General features: G+C 46.5%; 23 protein-coding genes, 1 tRNA gene and 3 pseudogenes. 10 read left to right on the forward strand and 17 right to left on the reverse strand.

The genetic code is table 11. The annotated features are described in order from the left end of the window. Nucleotides 1-554 precede the first annotated feature (554 nt). Nucleotides 555-1,127: a transposase gene (locus ACQGXV_RS26320; RefSeq protein WP_440863671.1), complete on the forward strand. Its 573-nt coding sequence runs from the start codon at nt 555-557 to the stop codon at nt 1,125-1,127. Beyond that, entirely contained in the window at nt 1,013-1,528 is a 516-nt protein-coding gene (locus tag ACQGXV_RS26325) for an IS30 family transposase (protein WP_440867622.1), read from the forward strand. The genes ACQGXV_RS26320 and ACQGXV_RS26325 overlap by 115 nt, the downstream gene beginning before the upstream one ends. On the opposite strand, the gene ACQGXV_RS26330 is transcribed toward ACQGXV_RS26325, so the two are convergent. Next, a complete protein-coding gene (locus tag ACQGXV_RS26330) occupies nt 1,514-1,654 on the reverse strand; it encodes a hypothetical protein (RefSeq protein ID WP_440867842.1) in 141 nt (46 codons plus the stop codon). The genes ACQGXV_RS26325 and ACQGXV_RS26330 overlap by 15 nt on opposite strands. Nucleotides 1,655-1,714: 60 nt before the next feature. Here ACQGXV_RS26330 and ACQGXV_RS26335 point away from each other — a divergent pair. After that, nucleotides 1,715-1,888 (forward strand): annotated as a pseudogene (locus ACQGXV_RS26335) (IS256 family transposase); the annotation flags it as partial. A 50-nt stretch (nt 1,889-1,938) separates the two neighbouring features. Here ACQGXV_RS26335 and ACQGXV_RS26340 read toward each other — a convergent pair. Continuing rightward, nucleotides 1,939-2,014, reverse strand: a tRNA-Lys gene (locus ACQGXV_RS26340). A 356-nt stretch (nt 2,015-2,370) separates the two neighbouring features. Here ACQGXV_RS26340 and ACQGXV_RS26345 point away from each other — a divergent pair. After that, a pseudogene (locus tag ACQGXV_RS26345) lies at nt 2,371-2,805 on the forward strand (amino acid permease); the annotation flags it as partial. A gap of 39 nt (nt 2,806-2,844) precedes the next feature. Here ACQGXV_RS26345 and ACQGXV_RS26350 read toward each other — a convergent pair. Further along, nucleotides 2,845-3,744 carry a transposase family protein gene (locus ACQGXV_RS26350; RefSeq protein ID WP_440862939.1) on the reverse strand — a complete coding sequence of 300 codons (900 nt, stop codon included), beginning with the start codon at nt 3,742-3,744 and terminating at the stop codon, nt 2,845-2,847. A 47-nt stretch (nt 3,745-3,791) separates the two neighbouring features. On the opposite strand from ACQGXV_RS26350, the gene ACQGXV_RS26355 reads away from it, so the two are divergent. After that, on the forward strand, nt 3,792-4,073 hold the full coding sequence (locus ACQGXV_RS26355; protein WP_440867623.1) for a hypothetical protein: 282 nt from the start codon (nt 3,792-3,794) through the stop codon (nt 4,071-4,073). Next, a complete protein-coding gene (locus tag ACQGXV_RS26360) occupies nt 4,010-4,165 on the forward strand; it encodes a hypothetical protein (protein WP_440863672.1) in 156 nt (51 codons plus the stop codon). The genes ACQGXV_RS26355 and ACQGXV_RS26360 overlap by 64 nt, the downstream gene beginning before the upstream one ends. Here the strand turns inward: ACQGXV_RS26360 and ACQGXV_RS26365 are convergent. After that, the gene (locus ACQGXV_RS26365) at nt 4,160-4,339 is read right to left on the reverse strand and encodes a transposase (RefSeq protein ID WP_440863673.1); all 180 of its coding nucleotides are present in this window, start codon (nt 4,337-4,339) and stop codon (nt 4,160-4,162) included. The genes ACQGXV_RS26360 and ACQGXV_RS26365 overlap by 6 nt on opposite strands. Before the next feature lie 45 nt (nt 4,340-4,384). Further along, entirely contained in the window at nt 4,385-4,522 is a 138-nt protein-coding gene (locus ACQGXV_RS26370; protein ID WP_440863674.1) for a hypothetical protein, read from the reverse strand. Between ACQGXV_RS26370 and ACQGXV_RS26375 the strand changes: the two are divergent. Beyond that, nucleotides 4,464-5,210: pseudogene (locus ACQGXV_RS26375) on the forward strand (amino acid permease); the annotation flags it as partial. The gene ACQGXV_RS26370 and the pseudogene ACQGXV_RS26375 overlap by 59 nt on opposite strands. 153 nt (nt 5,211-5,363) lie before the next feature. Here ACQGXV_RS26375 and ACQGXV_RS26380 read toward each other — a convergent pair. From ACQGXV_RS26380 to rdgC, 10 genes are all read right to left on the reverse strand, one after another. After that, the gene (locus tag ACQGXV_RS26380; RefSeq protein WP_440863675.1) at nt 5,364-5,657 is read right to left on the reverse strand and encodes a sigma-S stabilization anti-adapter protein IraP; all 294 of its coding nucleotides are present in this window, start codon (nt 5,655-5,657) and stop codon (nt 5,364-5,366) included. A gap of 463 nt (nt 5,658-6,120) precedes the next feature. After that, nucleotides 6,121-6,654, reverse strand: a complete 534-nt coding sequence (locus ACQGXV_RS26385; protein WP_440867624.1) for an IS630 family transposase — start codon at nt 6,652-6,654, stop codon at nt 6,121-6,123. After that, the gene (locus tag ACQGXV_RS26390) at nt 6,578-6,943 is read right to left on the reverse strand and encodes an IS630 transposase-related protein (RefSeq protein ID WP_440862584.1); all 366 of its coding nucleotides are present in this window, start codon (nt 6,941-6,943) and stop codon (nt 6,578-6,580) included. Before ACQGXV_RS26390 ends, ACQGXV_RS26385 begins: the two co-directional genes overlap by 77 nt. Before the next feature lie 338 nt (nt 6,944-7,281). Continuing rightward, nucleotides 7,282-8,460: a phage integrase Arm DNA-binding domain-containing protein gene (locus ACQGXV_RS26395; RefSeq protein WP_440863676.1), complete on the reverse strand. Its 1,179-nt coding sequence runs from the start codon at nt 8,458-8,460 to the stop codon at nt 7,282-7,284. 2 nt (nt 8,461-8,462) lie between these two features. Next, nucleotides 8,463-8,672 carry a hypothetical protein gene (locus ACQGXV_RS26400; RefSeq protein WP_440863677.1) on the reverse strand — a complete coding sequence of 70 codons (210 nt, stop codon included), beginning with the start codon at nt 8,670-8,672 and terminating at the stop codon, nt 8,463-8,465. Between the two features lie 59 nt (nt 8,673-8,731). Then, nucleotides 8,732-8,965: a hypothetical protein gene (locus ACQGXV_RS26405; RefSeq protein ID WP_440863678.1), complete on the reverse strand. Its 234-nt coding sequence runs from the start codon at nt 8,963-8,965 to the stop codon at nt 8,732-8,734. Between the two features lie 67 nt (nt 8,966-9,032). Beyond that, nucleotides 9,033-9,158 (reverse strand): hypothetical protein, encoded by a 126-nt coding sequence (locus tag ACQGXV_RS26410; RefSeq protein WP_440863679.1) that lies wholly within the window; start codon nt 9,156-9,158, stop codon nt 9,033-9,035. Between the two features lie 250 nt (nt 9,159-9,408). Next, nucleotides 9,409-10,209 carry a ParB/RepB/Spo0J family partition protein gene (locus ACQGXV_RS26415; protein ID WP_440863680.1) on the reverse strand — a complete coding sequence of 267 codons (801 nt, stop codon included), beginning with the start codon at nt 10,207-10,209 and terminating at the stop codon, nt 9,409-9,411. Continuing rightward, nucleotides 10,202-10,759 carry an HD family hydrolase gene (locus ACQGXV_RS26420; protein WP_440863681.1) on the reverse strand — a complete coding sequence of 186 codons (558 nt, stop codon included), beginning with the start codon at nt 10,757-10,759 and terminating at the stop codon, nt 10,202-10,204. Before ACQGXV_RS26420 ends, ACQGXV_RS26415 begins: the two co-directional genes overlap by 8 nt. 77 nt (nt 10,760-10,836) lie before the next feature. After that, a complete protein-coding gene (gene rdgC, locus ACQGXV_RS26425) occupies nt 10,837-11,748 on the reverse strand; it encodes a recombination-associated protein RdgC (protein WP_440863682.1) in 912 nt (303 codons plus the stop codon). 455 nt (nt 11,749-12,203) lie between these two features. Here rdgC and ACQGXV_RS26430 point away from each other — a divergent pair, with 455 nt between their 5' ends. Next, nucleotides 12,204-12,437, forward strand: a complete 234-nt coding sequence (locus ACQGXV_RS26430) for a hypothetical protein (protein ID WP_440863683.1) — start codon at nt 12,204-12,206, stop codon at nt 12,435-12,437. Here the strand turns inward: ACQGXV_RS26430 and ACQGXV_RS26435 are convergent. Further along, entirely contained in the window at nt 12,434-12,625 is a 192-nt protein-coding gene (locus ACQGXV_RS26435) for a hypothetical protein (protein ID WP_440863684.1), read from the reverse strand. The two genes, ACQGXV_RS26430 and ACQGXV_RS26435, sit on opposite strands and share 4 nt — an antisense overlap. Nucleotides 12,626-12,840: 215 nt before the next feature. After that, nucleotides 12,841-13,284 carry a helix-turn-helix domain-containing protein gene (locus ACQGXV_RS26440; protein ID WP_440863685.1) on the reverse strand — a complete coding sequence of 148 codons (444 nt, stop codon included), beginning with the start codon at nt 13,282-13,284 and terminating at the stop codon, nt 12,841-12,843. A 183-nt stretch (nt 13,285-13,467) separates the two neighbouring features. Between ACQGXV_RS26440 and ACQGXV_RS26445 the strand changes: the two genes are divergently transcribed. Continuing rightward, the gene (locus tag ACQGXV_RS26445) at nt 13,468-13,677 is read left to right on the forward strand and encodes a helix-turn-helix domain-containing protein (RefSeq protein ID WP_440863686.1); all 210 of its coding nucleotides are present in this window, start codon (nt 13,468-13,470) and stop codon (nt 13,675-13,677) included. A gap of 76 nt (nt 13,678-13,753) precedes the next feature. Next, entirely contained in the window at nt 13,754-14,272 is a 519-nt protein-coding gene (locus tag ACQGXV_RS26450; protein WP_440863687.1) for a YmfL family putative regulatory protein, read from the forward strand. The last annotated feature ends 106 nt before the right edge of the window (nt 14,273-14,378 follow it).

The raw sequence follows: 14,378 nt of genomic DNA on the forward strand, positions 1-14,378 counted from the left end.
GAGGACAAAAAATGCCTATCAGCAACGAACTTATTGACCAACTGCTTCAGGATTGCCACTCCCCTCAGGAGCTTCTGGGCTTTGTTGAATAATTTAAGATACTGATTTATATAAGCATTATAAAATTTCAACGACTAATTTTTCCTCTCGGAATGCTTTTTATTGTGCTAACTATTTGATTTGTCGTTCTAACAAAATACATTCTCTGTAAATGCATTCTAACTAAAGAAGATGTAAATCAAACGGTTAAATTATTCAACAAAGCCGAGCTTCTGGGTGAATCAGGCCTACTCAAGGAGCTGACTAAAAGACTGGCGGAACGGGTTCTTGAAGCTGAGATGGAGATACACCTTGGGTAGAGTCTGTAAAGAATTTTGTGTAAATGGCTCCATTGCTTAACCGGAGATTCGTTCTCCATACATCAACATGAATTGGCTCATAGCAGGTTTCCAGTCTCTGATTGGCGCCCCATTCCCACTCGAAACGCAACAAAGTGACCCACTTGCCAGAGTCGGATAAAATCACCGTTCTGGCCATACTGGAGAGCCTGTTGCATGCAGGGAAAACATCTGACTCACAAAGAACGGTTCTACATCGAAAAGCGGCGTGGTGAAGGTGTCAACCAAGCTACCATCGCCAGAGAGCTTGCTCTGCCTCGCTCGACCATCAGCAGGGAACTCAGACGCAATACCGACCCTACTTTCAATGGTGTCTACTGCTGTAGAAGGGCGGACACTCTGGTCCGGGAACGCCGTCATAAGCCTCTGCCAAACAATGCTTTTTACCCGTTGGAGCCACACATTCAGAACTTCATCAGGCAGGCGCTTTCCACTCACTCTTCACATGAAATCATCAGTGGCGGTTTGCACCTGGAATTCGGTATATCTGTCAGCAAGAATACGCTATATCGCTATATCCTGCAGGAGAGACAGGCTGGCGGGGAGCTATATCAGCAACTTCCTAATCGGGAAAACGTTACAGGTACAATGCCGAAAACCTCAAATCAGGCCCTATTCCCAACCGTGTTGGTATTGAGTATCGCCCAGCTCAAGCCGAGCTTAAACAGGAGCCTGGCCACTTCGAAATTGACACTATTTTTGGCAAAGACCAGAAGTCATTCTTGTTAACCATCGTAGATAAAGCATTGAAAACCGTCATCATTCGCAAACTGCCTAATAAGCGTGCGGAGACTGTGGTTGCTGCTTTCAGGGACATTGAAGCTAATACCTTTTGCAAGTTTAAGACCCTAACAGCTGATAACGGCCCTGAATTCGCTCTGCACGAGCAAATTACTCAAATCACAGGGGCGCAGGTCTACTTTGCCCATCCTTATCATTCCTGGGAGAGGGGCTTGAATGAGCACACCAACGGGCTGATACGACGTTTTTACCCAAAGGGAACAGACTTCAGTCAGTTCAGTCATCGTAAGATTGCCGAACTCGAACACATACTCAATACAAGGGGCAGAAAATCACTGGGCTATCGTTCCCCCAATGAGGTATTTTTAACGCACTTACTGGTGGCATAAGCCTCTACCGTTTTGTTGCATTTCGAGTGGGAATGGGGCCTTGAGTAGGCCTGATTCACCCAGCAGATCCTGAGGGGAGTGACAATCTTGAAGCAGTTGGTCAATAAGTTCGTTGCTGATAGGCATTTTGTTATCATTTGAAGGTTTTCCTCAAAATGCCATTTACACAGATTATTTTACAGTCTCTCATTGCGCAAGATAACGAAAACGCGACGAATATTTCCAACGGATGACTCGGTGCTAAAATTATTCTATCTAGCCTTGCATAATATCTCGGCTAAATGGACCCTACCAATCACAGACTGGAAACCGGCTATGAGCCAATTCATGTTCATGTATGGAGATCGGATCTCCGGTTAAGCGATGGAGCCATTTACACGAAATTCTTTACAGACACCAGTATGAAATGTTGGTGGGTCGTGCAGGGTTCGAACCTGCGACCAATTGATTAAGAGTCAACTGCTCTACCAACTGAGCTAACGACCCAACGCCGTGGATTATTCTCCCGTTGCCTGCCGCTGTCAAACGGTTAATTCGATTTTTTTCTTTTCGCTCCCAACCATGAAAATCCGATTGTCGACAAAAGCCGATTTTGTTAGTCTTGCCCGCGTTTATATCCGTCATCTCTATTCCTCCTAGTATGCCAGCCTTGTTCGAACAGAAAATACACAGACGTAAAACGTGCGAATGTTCACCTTCTCTATGCCACATGCCACGTCCTCGGTATCATGCGCGGCATTGCCAGGTAGGTTTAACAGGATCTATATATACCTATCGCTATCATCAGAGAGCCATTCAAGAGCTCAACACAACATCACCGACAAAAACAGGAAATTTAACACATGGTAGATAACGTCAAAGAGGTCGACGACCTTACCTCAGGCCATGATGAAGGCCTAAGGCGCAACCTGACCAACCGGCATATACAGCTTATTGCTATCGGTGGCGCTATAGGCACCGGTTTATTTATGGGGTCGGGTAAAACCATCAGCCTGGCAGGCCCTTCGATCATCTTTGTCTATATGATCATCGGGTTTATGCTGTTCTTCGTTATGCGCGCAATGGGCGAGTTACTGCTCTCCAATCTCGAATACAAGTCCTTCAGCGACTTTGCCGCTGACCTGCTGGGGCCCTGGGCTGGCTTTTTCACCGGATGGACCTATTGGTTCTGTTGGGTGGTGACGGGCATCGCCGATGTGGTCGCCATCAGCGCCTATACCCAGTTCTGGTTTCCCGAACTTTCGCAGTGGGTGTCTTCTTTATTAAGCGTGTTGCTTAATAGTGAAATAAGGGTGTTTCGGTGATTGAAGTAAATTTTATGCTGTTCTGAGATGGAAATTCCAAAGACCGGCGCTAAGGAGTAAGAAGGTATCATCAATAAAGGGTCTACGATTCCGTAAAATTTGGGTCATGCAACCGAGGCGCTTGATACCCGCGATGGCGTGTTCAACTGTAATACGGATGCCCGAGATTATTTTATTTTCTTGTTTTTGTTCAGGCGATAAAGGTCTTTTTCGAGTTCCTTTTTTTGGGATTTGTGTATTAGGATGCTGTTTATCTATACCTTGAAAACCGGTATCTGCCCAGATGGTTACCTCAGGAGGAATATGGCGAATTATATCGACTTTATCGAGTAAGCGTTTATCGTGACGGCGCCCATTTTTGCTCATGGGGATAAATCCAATTTGCCTTGTTTCGTCAGTCATAATAAGCCCTTTTCGAGTGGTCTGTCTTTTCTTTCCCGAATACATTTTTTTTCGCCGACGCAGATTCTTAGGCTTTTGGACAGGTCGCTCTGTCCCATCAATAAAGACGTCTTTAACTCCAGGAAAGGCGCGAAAAAATTCCTCAGCAGAGCGAATTTGACGAGCGGGCAAAACACATTCTCGCCCCAAGGTCATCTCTAAAACCGGCAATAATATTTTTACCCAGCGACATACCCGTGTTCTATCTAAACCAAAAAGAAGTCCTTGCAAATCATAGGTCGGATAACATTTTAAATACAATAAAATAAAAAGCAGTTTATCTAATGGGGTTGGGATAAATCCTTTCTGCCCTGCACCCATCTGCCGCTCGTGATCTTTTCGATTCTTTTTCCGATAAATCAAATAACAAGCTGAAAATTCAGCGGCTAAATTTTTCAATTCTTCGACTGATAATCCAATGATTGCTTTACATAAACGATTATCTCGTAACAACCGCTCTTTGTTGATCATTTCAAACCTTTATTCTCTAAGTTAAACCTCTTTTTATTCTCAATAGCCTGACAAAAAATGCAAGTCTCTATTCAGCAACTAGTTTATTGTGTGTGCTGCTGTTGCTCACGCTTAATCTCGCGACGGTCAAACTGTTCGGAGAAATGGAGTTCTGGTTTTCCATGGTCAAGATCGTGGCAATTGTCGCTCTGATTATCCTCGGTGCGGTGCTGGTTTTCATGCACTTCCCTTCCCCATCAGGTTCAGTCGCCTCTTTCACTAACCTGTGGGATCACGGTGGCATGTTCCCGAAAGGGATAAGCGGATTTTTTGCCGGGTTCCAGATATAGCCAACCGACTTAAAAATGATTACATCCTATGCCCTGATATGCGGCAAAGAAGCATAGCTGGCTGTTATCAAAATAATGTCGCTTTGCTATAATGGCAGACCAGGCGATGTTTTCCCTTGACGTTCTAAACGAAGGGCTCTTACCCACCGGCTAATCGCTGAAAGACTGACGTTCATGGCTTTCGCGGCTTCCTGGTAGATATAATTTTGGTCAAGGACTAATTTGGCGGTTTCACATTTAAATTCAGCAGTAATTATTTTACTCATTTTGGCACCTATAAAAATTATGAGGTAAGCATATAGCCAACCGACTTAAAAATGATTACAGCCGATGCCCTGATATGTGGCAAAGAAGCATAGCTGGCTGTTATCAAAATAATGTCGCTTAGCTATAGCAGTCTTTGCCTTCTTCGGGATCGAATTGGTCGGTACTACTGCCGCGGAAACCAAAAACCCTCAAGTGGTGCTGCCGCGTGCCATTAATGCCATACCTATCCGTATCATCATGTTTTACGTCTTCTCGCTGATCATGATCATGTCCGTTACGCCATGGAACGCGATTGCCGCCGACCGTAGCCCCTTCGTAGAGATGTTCGTATTGGTCGGATTCCCCGCCGCCGCCAGCGTGATCAATTTTGTCGTACTGACTTCGGCAGCCTCTTCCGCCAACAGCGGCGTATTCTCTACTAGCCGGATGCTGTTTGGATTGGCAAAACAGGGCGATGCACCTAAGGTCTTTGCTCATCTGTCAAAACGCGCTGTCCCTGCAACAGGACTACTGTTCTCTTGCATCTGTTTGCTCAGTGGCGTTGTGCTGATTTACCTGATTCCGAATGTGATGACAGTGTTTACGCTGGTCACAACGGTTTCCGCGATTCTGTTCATGTTTATCTGGAGCATCATCCTGTGCTCTTATCTTAAATATCGGAAAACGCGGCCTCAGCTGCATGCCAATTCCACCTACAAAATGCCGCTAGGTATTATCATGTGCTGGGTATGCTTGGTCTTTTTTGCGGATGTAATTGTTCTGCTGACATTGCAGCCAGACACATTACAGGCACTCATGGTGACACCGCTTTGGTTTGTCCTTCTTGCAATTGCTTATCAGTTCTTGCTGAAGAAAAAACAGAGCGCTTAATCCCGTATAAATCATTGCAGGCATTCATACTAAAGACGCTTATTATTGGCGTCTTTAGTTTTTAATACGTTTCCTGCGCGGGCAATTCACCCATCAAAACAGAGTTAATAACTCTAGACATAATTAGAGACAAAATGTGAAACAGCCGTTCATTTAGCAAATAGATGATGCTATAGAGCTGTTCAATAACTCAGGCGAATGGATAGATGCCATTCCACTGATATTTCTAAGAAGCAGATAGACATCGTCTCTTTCACCGACAGGCAGCGTTTCTCGCCTTACAAGGAGATCAATTTCGCCCTTCAATTTGATCAATTTATGATCATCCATTGTGGAAATAACCGCAGAAACCAGCATTTCAAGAGATGCGACGCGAGTCTGAAGCCGCTTCTCATCTGCCTCCTTTTGCGCCAGTTTGATGAGTAATTGAGAAAGAAGAGTATTCATTTGAACTCCTTCATCAAAAATAATGCACCTGTGAGTAGCCCAGTATAAAGTGATATGCGCCTGCGGAGAAAACAGGAATTGAGATTAATGTAACACTAGAATTGCATCTTCTACCAGCACCAGAATAAAACATTATTGAGTTAACGCGCGGACTTGCAAATAATACGAAAGGAGCCTGGATTACTTACAATGAAATCCAACGGCGGTCAGTGATAAAGAGAGATGACCAGCCACCATAACGATGGCTGGTGTTGCACAATCAGATATTATGTATTAGTCGCGACTTGATCTGACACATGACCTTGAAAGGTTGAGAGTTACCGGTTTTGATATGGGTGTCTAATCCTTAAACAAAACGCGAGGTAACTCTCATGCTTCATACTAACAATCCCATCATCAAACACAAAGCCGGCCTGCTCAATCTCGCCGAAGAACTTGGTATAGCCAAGCGACTTAATTTTGATTACACCATATGGACTGAGAACAAACTCTCTGTATCGCAACCCATCTCTCTTTTTTTGCTTTTTGCTTGTGCCCATTTATGCTCAATTGGGTTAAGATCTGGCGAATATGTAGGAAAATACTCCACCATATACCCTGCATCGATGATGACTTGTTGAATATTATGTTTTTTGTGAAAAGTGGCATTGTCCATCATGATTACACTGTTTTTAGGGAGTACTGGGATAAGGACTTGTGTGACCCAGGCATAGAAAACATCGCTGTTAATATTGATATCAAATAATCCGATAGCAAACAGCGTTGTGCCTAATAAAGCGCCGATAACATTTGTTCTTCCCCTAGCTCCCCAGTTCTTCAGGCCAAAACACCGTTGACCTTTTGGGGAATAGCCGTGAGTCCGTGGGGTATCGTGTGAAAAACCACTTTCATCAATAAAAACAATAGGTTTGCCTTCTTTTTCATACTGTTGTTTTTTTTGTTGAAATCCCTGCCGGGCGTTTTCGTCGGCTTTCGGATGACGTAGAGTTTTTTTTATAGGTCAATCCCAGCTTTTTAAGCGCTTGCCAAATGGCCTTCTGACAAACGCCAAAACGCTCTGCACGTTCTTTTTGGTAAGCATCTGGATATTGTTCAACATCTTTTATCAACTCGGATTTATCGATCTTTCGCTGACGCGTGGTCGATGCTTTTGACTCTATTTGATTAATCCAACGCGATACAGAGGCAGGGCCAATCCGAAATTGCTTCGCTGTTTCTCGGATACTCAACCCTTCGTTTTTCCGTGTAGATATCACTTTACGTCTAAAATCAATTGAATAGCTCATTTAAATAATGTAATCAAAATTAAGTCGTTTAGCTATACCGGATACTTGAGTTTAGATTGGCGTTGTTTTCAGGGGGAAGGTCAGCTGTTTGTCCCGTAATTCCCCCTCCACATTCCAGGCATAAAAAAACCAACCGTAAAAGGTTGGTTTTTTTTGGGATTATTTGGTCGGCACGAGAGGATTTGAACCTCCGACCCCTGACACCCCATGTTAACTAGCAAAATACTCGGGAAGCCTTGCCAATACTGGTTTTAAGAGCATTTAAATGGATAAACAAACAGTGCATTTTAAGCATGATCCACTCTTTATACATCAATGAGTTAGGCAAGGTTTTACCATCAGCCAGTTTTGATTTCTGCATGTGGTACAGCAACCCAATCAAGATGATTTTGCGTATATATCTTTGTTGATTTGGCATCGCTGTGCGCCATGCGCGCTTGTGGATCCACTCCCTGACGTTCAAACATAAATGCGGCCAGCGCTCGTATCTCGTGGAATGTTGGGCGTTCTGCCGGAGGGTATTCAGCGGCAATACCCACTGCATCACGCAGGTCAGAAAATGCTCGGCTTAGGTAATTAGGATTAACCTGCGTAGGGTGGTTAACATCCTTGCTGATCGGGTTGCTGTTTTTCTCTGGTAGCCGGTGGACAACATACGGGCTGGCGATTCGATCGCGGCTGTCATCAATAATGCGCTTTAACTCATCGCCGATTGGAATAGCGATGTGAGACGCTTCCTTTTTCTGCACTTTTTGACGGTGAATATACAGAACGCCGTGAACTCCATTCTCTGGCGCTTGATACCAGACACATCCACAAACTCCTTCCTTGGGCTGCTTAATGGAGTATCGTATGCGCGATACCTCAAGGCGAGCTTGCGTCGTTTGTAATGCCAGATCCATAGCTGTTCGAAGCCAGGGGGGAGCAGATAACCTGATACGCTGAAAATCTTGGAACGACAATCTCCGCCGTTTTTTTCCATCCACACGCCGCATTTTTTTGCGGGTTGCAGGGTTATCGATCATTAATGATTCATCGACCGCATAGCTGAATAGCTTTTTCAGAAAACTAACTTTTCTATTCTGGACGTTGGCCGATGCGTCAGCATGGTAACTCTGGACATATCCGTTGACGTGTTCCAGTTCGATATCACATGCTGGCATGGTGAAATATTCCTTCACCCTGATAATGTCATTTATCCATACATCGCTGGTGGCTTTACCTGGTCGCTCGTCATCAATAGCACGTTGGAGTAAACGGTCTGCATAGCTACAAAACGGCAGTACTTCACCGGATATTCCCCCGGAATCCTTGATCAGTGATGCAATCGAAACGATAGATTCAGACCGCATTTGATTGTTGTATTCTCTTGCGATTGCTATAGCGATATTGCGATTGCCACCAAGGCTTTTTCTTTTCCCTGTTACCAAGGTGAATCTATATACTCCAGCGGTCTTATCAAAATATAAATGATCAGGAAGTGCGCGGTTATCGCGCTTTCGTGGGCGAGCAGCCATTTTTATGCCTCGTTTATTAACCTGGTAACAGCCTGAGAGACAACTGAGTTAACGCCCCATTTTTCAGATGAACACACCCAAACAGCCCCATCAACGATACGGCCTTGCAAAAGGCCGTTTTCGATCCATCGCTTAATAGTTCTGTTATCGGGCTCTGATCCGGATTCAAACTCCCGCCGTCCCCACTGGCTTGCCTTCATTAGCTTGCTCATACGCCATTCTCCACACCGATTAATCACTGCCTGACTGCACTCAGGCTCGCTTCTGTGATTTAGTAGTTATGTGCCTTGATGTACACATTGTTATTGGCTGGTGTTTCTTCCAGAATCACCCAGCCACGCCCATACCAGTTGATATAGTCACGTATCTCACCTGGTCCTATCTCTCTACTTGAGAGCTTCCTTGCCTCTTTGATAATGTCAGTCGTTGACGCTACAAGCCGGTTTCTCTCATCTCTGCGCTGTGCGTTGTAAAAAGCCCTTGCGAGCAGATCTCTGTGTCTCATGCATACCTCGCTGTTAATTGCGAGGCGAGTATAAAATAATGTACTGTATGCATGAACAGTTCTTTTGTTACTCCTTATGCTGTGAAACAAGAGGAATATAAACGTCGGTATCAGTGGCCGCATCTGGCTGCTGCTCTAATGCGAAGCACACGCCAGTAACGCTTTCCATGTCGCTCGGTTGTTGCGCAGCCATCGCCCGTTATCGTCATCAAAGAAGCCTGGCTGAACGCTAAAGGCCAGGGGCTCAGCCACATCACACGGAACGGCAATGGCCCCACATCCACAGTTGTAGTAACCAAGATGCGCTTTAATTTGGCTTTCTGTGTAGCGGCCAGCGCTTTCAATCCGACCGCAGTACCCGGCGTTATTGGCGCGCCACAGGGTGATGTAGGGGCTATTCCGCTGCGTGTGATTTACGCTGAGAACAAAATATTCACGCTCCACTATTCCCCCTCAGCCGGACTCTCGGCACCCAGCACCCAACGTAAAGCGGCAGCATAATCACCGGTCGCAGCATCAAGAGCCTTGGTGATTTCTTTTCGGCTTTTGAGTTTCGGTTTTGCATTGCCCAGCACTTTACGCTGGCGGCGAACACGTTCATGCCCGGATACACCTCTGGTGGCCTGAACCAGTTCCTTTACCTTTTCCCGCTGCTGCTCTGGCTCCATAGCTGCCAGTTGTCGGGCTTGCGTCACATTCACATGCCCAGCCTCAACAGCGGTTTGCACTGCCTGGGTACAATCAAGCAACGCCAGCGTTGTGCGGACGGTTTGCACACTACAGCCAAATGTGAGTGCAAGGTCTTCTTCGTCGTCTCCACGCTCCATCGCTGATGCCATCTTTTTGGCTCGTCCCAATGGAGTATCAGGGCGGCGGATTTCATTAGCGCTCACCATGGCTTTAGATACACGGCTTGCAGATCCGCGTCTGACCACACCCGGCACCAGTAATGGCTTTTCACCTTTCTCAAGCAAACGGCGATTTGCCTCGATGGTGTGGCGTACACGCTGGCGACCATCAACAATGCAAACCTTTCCTGATTCCGGGTCTTTCCAAACGATGATGGGTTCCAGTACGCCCTGGTCCATGATGTTCAGCACCATAGCTTCATCAATCGGCAGATAAATGCGCTCGTCATACAAGGGATGCGCCGGATCATCGATCATGTGCAGAGATTCCGGCTCAAACGTGAGCACGTTGGTTTTGCCGCTGGCACCGTAAACGTCCTTTGAGTTCTTAGCCATGCCGCATCCCCTCATAACTCATGTCCACATAGGGGCCGGCCAGTTCAGAGAAACGAGTCATAAACTCGCGTTCTGCTTCAAAGGCACTCATAGGCACAATGATCCGCTCTGAGCGCTCAACACCATCCAGAATGGGCCAGTGACCGGAATCAGGGTGCAGTAACGCATCCTTTTCAGTAGCCAGCATGATGAGGTCAGCACGTTTCACCTCTGCGCTCATTTTGAGTGGCAACCCATAGCGCAGGCGCACAATCACTTCAACGTCAGTTTCAATACGCTGATAGTCAGGCAGCAGGTGTTTCAGCGATGACATCATGTCGCTTACGTAGGCTTCATGCGCATCATGCATCAGCGCTTCAAAAGCGAATTCATGCGGCACCAGGTAGCTCGCGCCAATGCTGTGCTGAGCGACGGAGTAGGGCCAATGCGTGTGACCACAAAAGCGGTTAATTTGGGAAAGTGCGTGGGCGATATCACGGATATCAACATCATCCACGCTGGGGGCGTTGTAATTAAAATGCCGCCCAGTAAAAGTAGAAATCCACGTCATTATTTTTCTCCACACCGATTTTAGGTTGAGTAAATCCTTCGCCGCGAGGCGATTAAATTGCACAGATAAAGGATTAATTAACGTGAGGCTTCGCCGCCCAGCACTTCAATCAGGTTTTTAATTAATGCTGACAGTTCACCAGTAATAAGCATTACATCGGCATCAAACCGCTGATTAATATCTTCACGGTCGATATCGTCGTTCTGCTCCAGAATCTGATCGCTAAACTTAATCTTCTTAATGGTGCCAGCATCATCAAGAACAAAAGTGATCCGCTCTTGCCAGTCCAGCGCCAGTTTTGTTACCAATTTGCCAGCAGCGATATGACCAGCAATTTCATCACTGATAAGGTCTTGCTGTTTGCTGCGCAGAATACCGCCATCTTCCAGAATCGCTTTCAGTTCAGCTTCATCGCGCAAGGCGAAACCAGCAGGAACGACACGATCACGCACCCAGCCCGTCATTGTTAACTCAATGGGTGTTTCCATAACGACAGGTACAACGGGCAGCGAGCCAATGGTTTTACGCAGCAATGCAAGGGCATCTTCTGCTTTACGCGCGCTTGCGGCATCTACGATAACCAGTGAGGACGGAACGTCGATCCAGAGTGTAATGCGGCTGAATTTTGTGAACGCCCTGGGCAACAGCGAATGAAGAACCTCATCTTTAATGGTGTCCTTTTCGGTCTTTTTGAGCTTGCGGCCTTGTTCAACTTCCAGCTTTGCCACCTTGGTGGCAACTTCACGAGCGATAACCGGCGCAGGCAGGATTTTTTCTTCCCGCTGCACAACGAGAAGGATTTGCCCGTCGTCCTGGTAGCTAAGCCTGTCACACGAAACAGGGAAGGGGGATACCCAACCAGTTTTCGCCATGTCCTGGCTACCACAAGGAGTAAAAGCAAATGCAGGTAACTGTTCAGCTAATTCAGCGAAACTTACATCTCGCGTTAGCCGGTACACCTGCGCATTTTTGAAGTTAAAAAGACTCATGATTTTCTCCACACCGTTATATTTGTTGCTGCACACACAGAAAGGTGAAGGGCGTCGGGATATAGACCTCAGCATTGACTCACCAATTAAGAAGGGTTCCGACACCCTTCTGTCTGTGCAGAAAAAGTGCGGCTATTGGGTGATGGGCCCTCAAGCCGCCAAAAACTACACCTCTGAATCATCACAACTCACAATGCTGGTTACGGTTCCAGCCCCGCGTTAGCGGTCGTACCCTGGTGTGGACGCTTATAAAAACTTCAAAAGAAGGAATGAGGAAATAAGCCCAATCAGCAGCAAAGCGATGACATAAAACGCTGCCCAAAGAATTAGCTGATGGTTCACATTTGCTTTGCTCATCTGGTCCTCACGCCGTTCTGGTTAATCTGTGTCTGGTTACTTCACCACCTCAGACGGCAGTGGTATCCTCATAATCCCTATGATAAGGAGGATATTTTGTGAATAATGAAAACCTGAGCATTCGTTTGCATGCTGTCGAACTTGCCATTTCTCGCCTTGCTACTTCAATTACCGAAAATGTCGGACAATCCTCTATCGATCTCAAAGCACACGTTCTTTACTTCCGTGAGCGTCTTGGTCGTGGTGGTTTAGAGCCTCATCAAGAGCAGATTTATAAACAAACACTGGCGCTGCTTGATCCTCTATCACCAAAACCAGGCGATGAGTTTTAGGTTTCCCCCTCACAGAGTCTTTTGCTGGTGTTGTAACCCCGCGTCATAGCCGCTTGGTCGGTCAACATCGCCTCGGCGAGACGTATGTTTTGGCTTGTTTTTGCATTGGGCTTGAGTTGCTGGAGATCCTTAGAGTCCTCCAGCAGCAAGCGAATTAACGCCATTTCGCATTCATTGACTGCCATCATTACCCCCATCTAATTACGCGAATCATCCCGTACTTCTACGCCACGGGCGGCTACGTTCGTGGCCGTCCTGCCTGTTCGCTGTTGGTGAAATGATATTAGTCCGACTTATTCTAACTGTCAATAGTCCGACTGATATTTTAGGGTGAATGAATAAGTATTTTCTTGATGAGGTGTTTTGTTGCTAAGGAATTAATTTGCCGTCAGACCACACAAGTCTAAGCGCGGATTTTCTCTATGGCACTCTCGCTACCACCTTGTAGCCACCTTCTTGCCTTCGCTTCCAGCGAATCAGCGTATGCTCGGGCATCGCTATCAACCCATTCCGGTTGCCGATCTTCATTCTCACGCAGGAAGAAATCTGCAACAGCCTGCTTCTCGGCGCTTGCCTTTGAATATTTTCCCCATTCGGAGGAATTAGATTCTTGTGCTCGTTTCTTAATAGCGGTGGCGTAAGTGGCTATCCTGTTGATTTCCCTCTGCATGAAAGGGCTAAAGTCAGACACTTGGCACCCAAGCCTGTCTGCGAACTTTATTGAAGCCTCAACATTTAGTGGAATTTTTCCATTGAGATACTGACTTACCGCGCTTTGGTTGGAGAAACCTAGCTCGTCAGCAAGCACTGCTTGGGTTAAACCCTTCTGTTTTTTGAAGATAGCCATCAGCCTTTGGGCATCAGCTTTCTGTTCTGGTGTGAGTGGTTTAGCTGGCATATCTAGGCACGCATCACTGAGTTTTCCAAAGAGTATTACATTCACTAATAAAAAGAAAACAGTCAGACTGTTGCTTATGGATAACAGTCGAGCTAATATTGTTGGTGTTCAAAATCCATAACGGAAAAGGCCATGAAGCAAAAGAACAACATAAACGCAGTGCGTCGAATTCTTGGCTTGTCTCAAGCTGATTTCGCCGCAGCAATCGAAGTGTCTCAAGGCAATGTCAGCCACTACGAAGGACAGCGCCAAAGCGTCCCTCCAGATGTGGCTAATCGTGTTATCGCAGCAGCTGCCGCAAGAGGGGTAACGATCACTTTCAACGATATATATGGTTCCTAATTTGTTCATCTACCACGCTCTCCATGTTTTACGGCAAAGCAGAGCAGGCCGAAACCACAAGAAAAGGTAATCCACTGTGGACAATAAAAACTTTACCGCTCCACCGGACATAACCGCAGCAATGCACAGGCTCATTACTGAGTCTGCTGGTGGCTATGAGGCGATGGCAACCCAACTGGCGCATGACGGCACCTATCACGCATTGAGTAACCGCGTTCGGCAGGTTGGCGGACAAATGGTGCCGCTTGGTATGGCTATTCAGATGGAGGCTATTTCAGGCCGGACAGATATCACCCAGGCGATGTGTAAACGTGCTGGTGGCGTGTTCGTGAAGCTGCCTGATGTTGAGCAAACCGACAACGAAGAGTTGTTGTTCAAGTTCAACGATCTTTTAGCCTCACTCGGTGCATTCGCCCAGGCGCATAACGAATTTACCGCTGATGGCGTTCTGGATCGAGATGAGACAAAGCGAATGAGAGCTAAGGGCTACAAGGTTCAAAGCCTGGTGGCGGAAATCATGGTCGTGACAGAGATGTTGTTTGGAGAGGGTGACGCCAGCAGTGTGCAGCCGCTGGCGTCGGGTGCGTATAACTAATCGGTGTAGAGAAATTAAACGCATGAACATGTTACAGCAAAAAACAGGTTTACCGCAATTTCGTTGTCTGCCGGTCGTTGGCGGTCGTAGCCCGTCTTCGTTTCAG

Origin of the sequence: Symbiopectobacterium purcellii (genome assembly GCF_052050035.1) — a bacterium.
Lineage (GTDB): Bacteria > Pseudomonadota > Gammaproteobacteria > Enterobacterales > Enterobacteriaceae > Symbiopectobacterium > Symbiopectobacterium purcellii_A.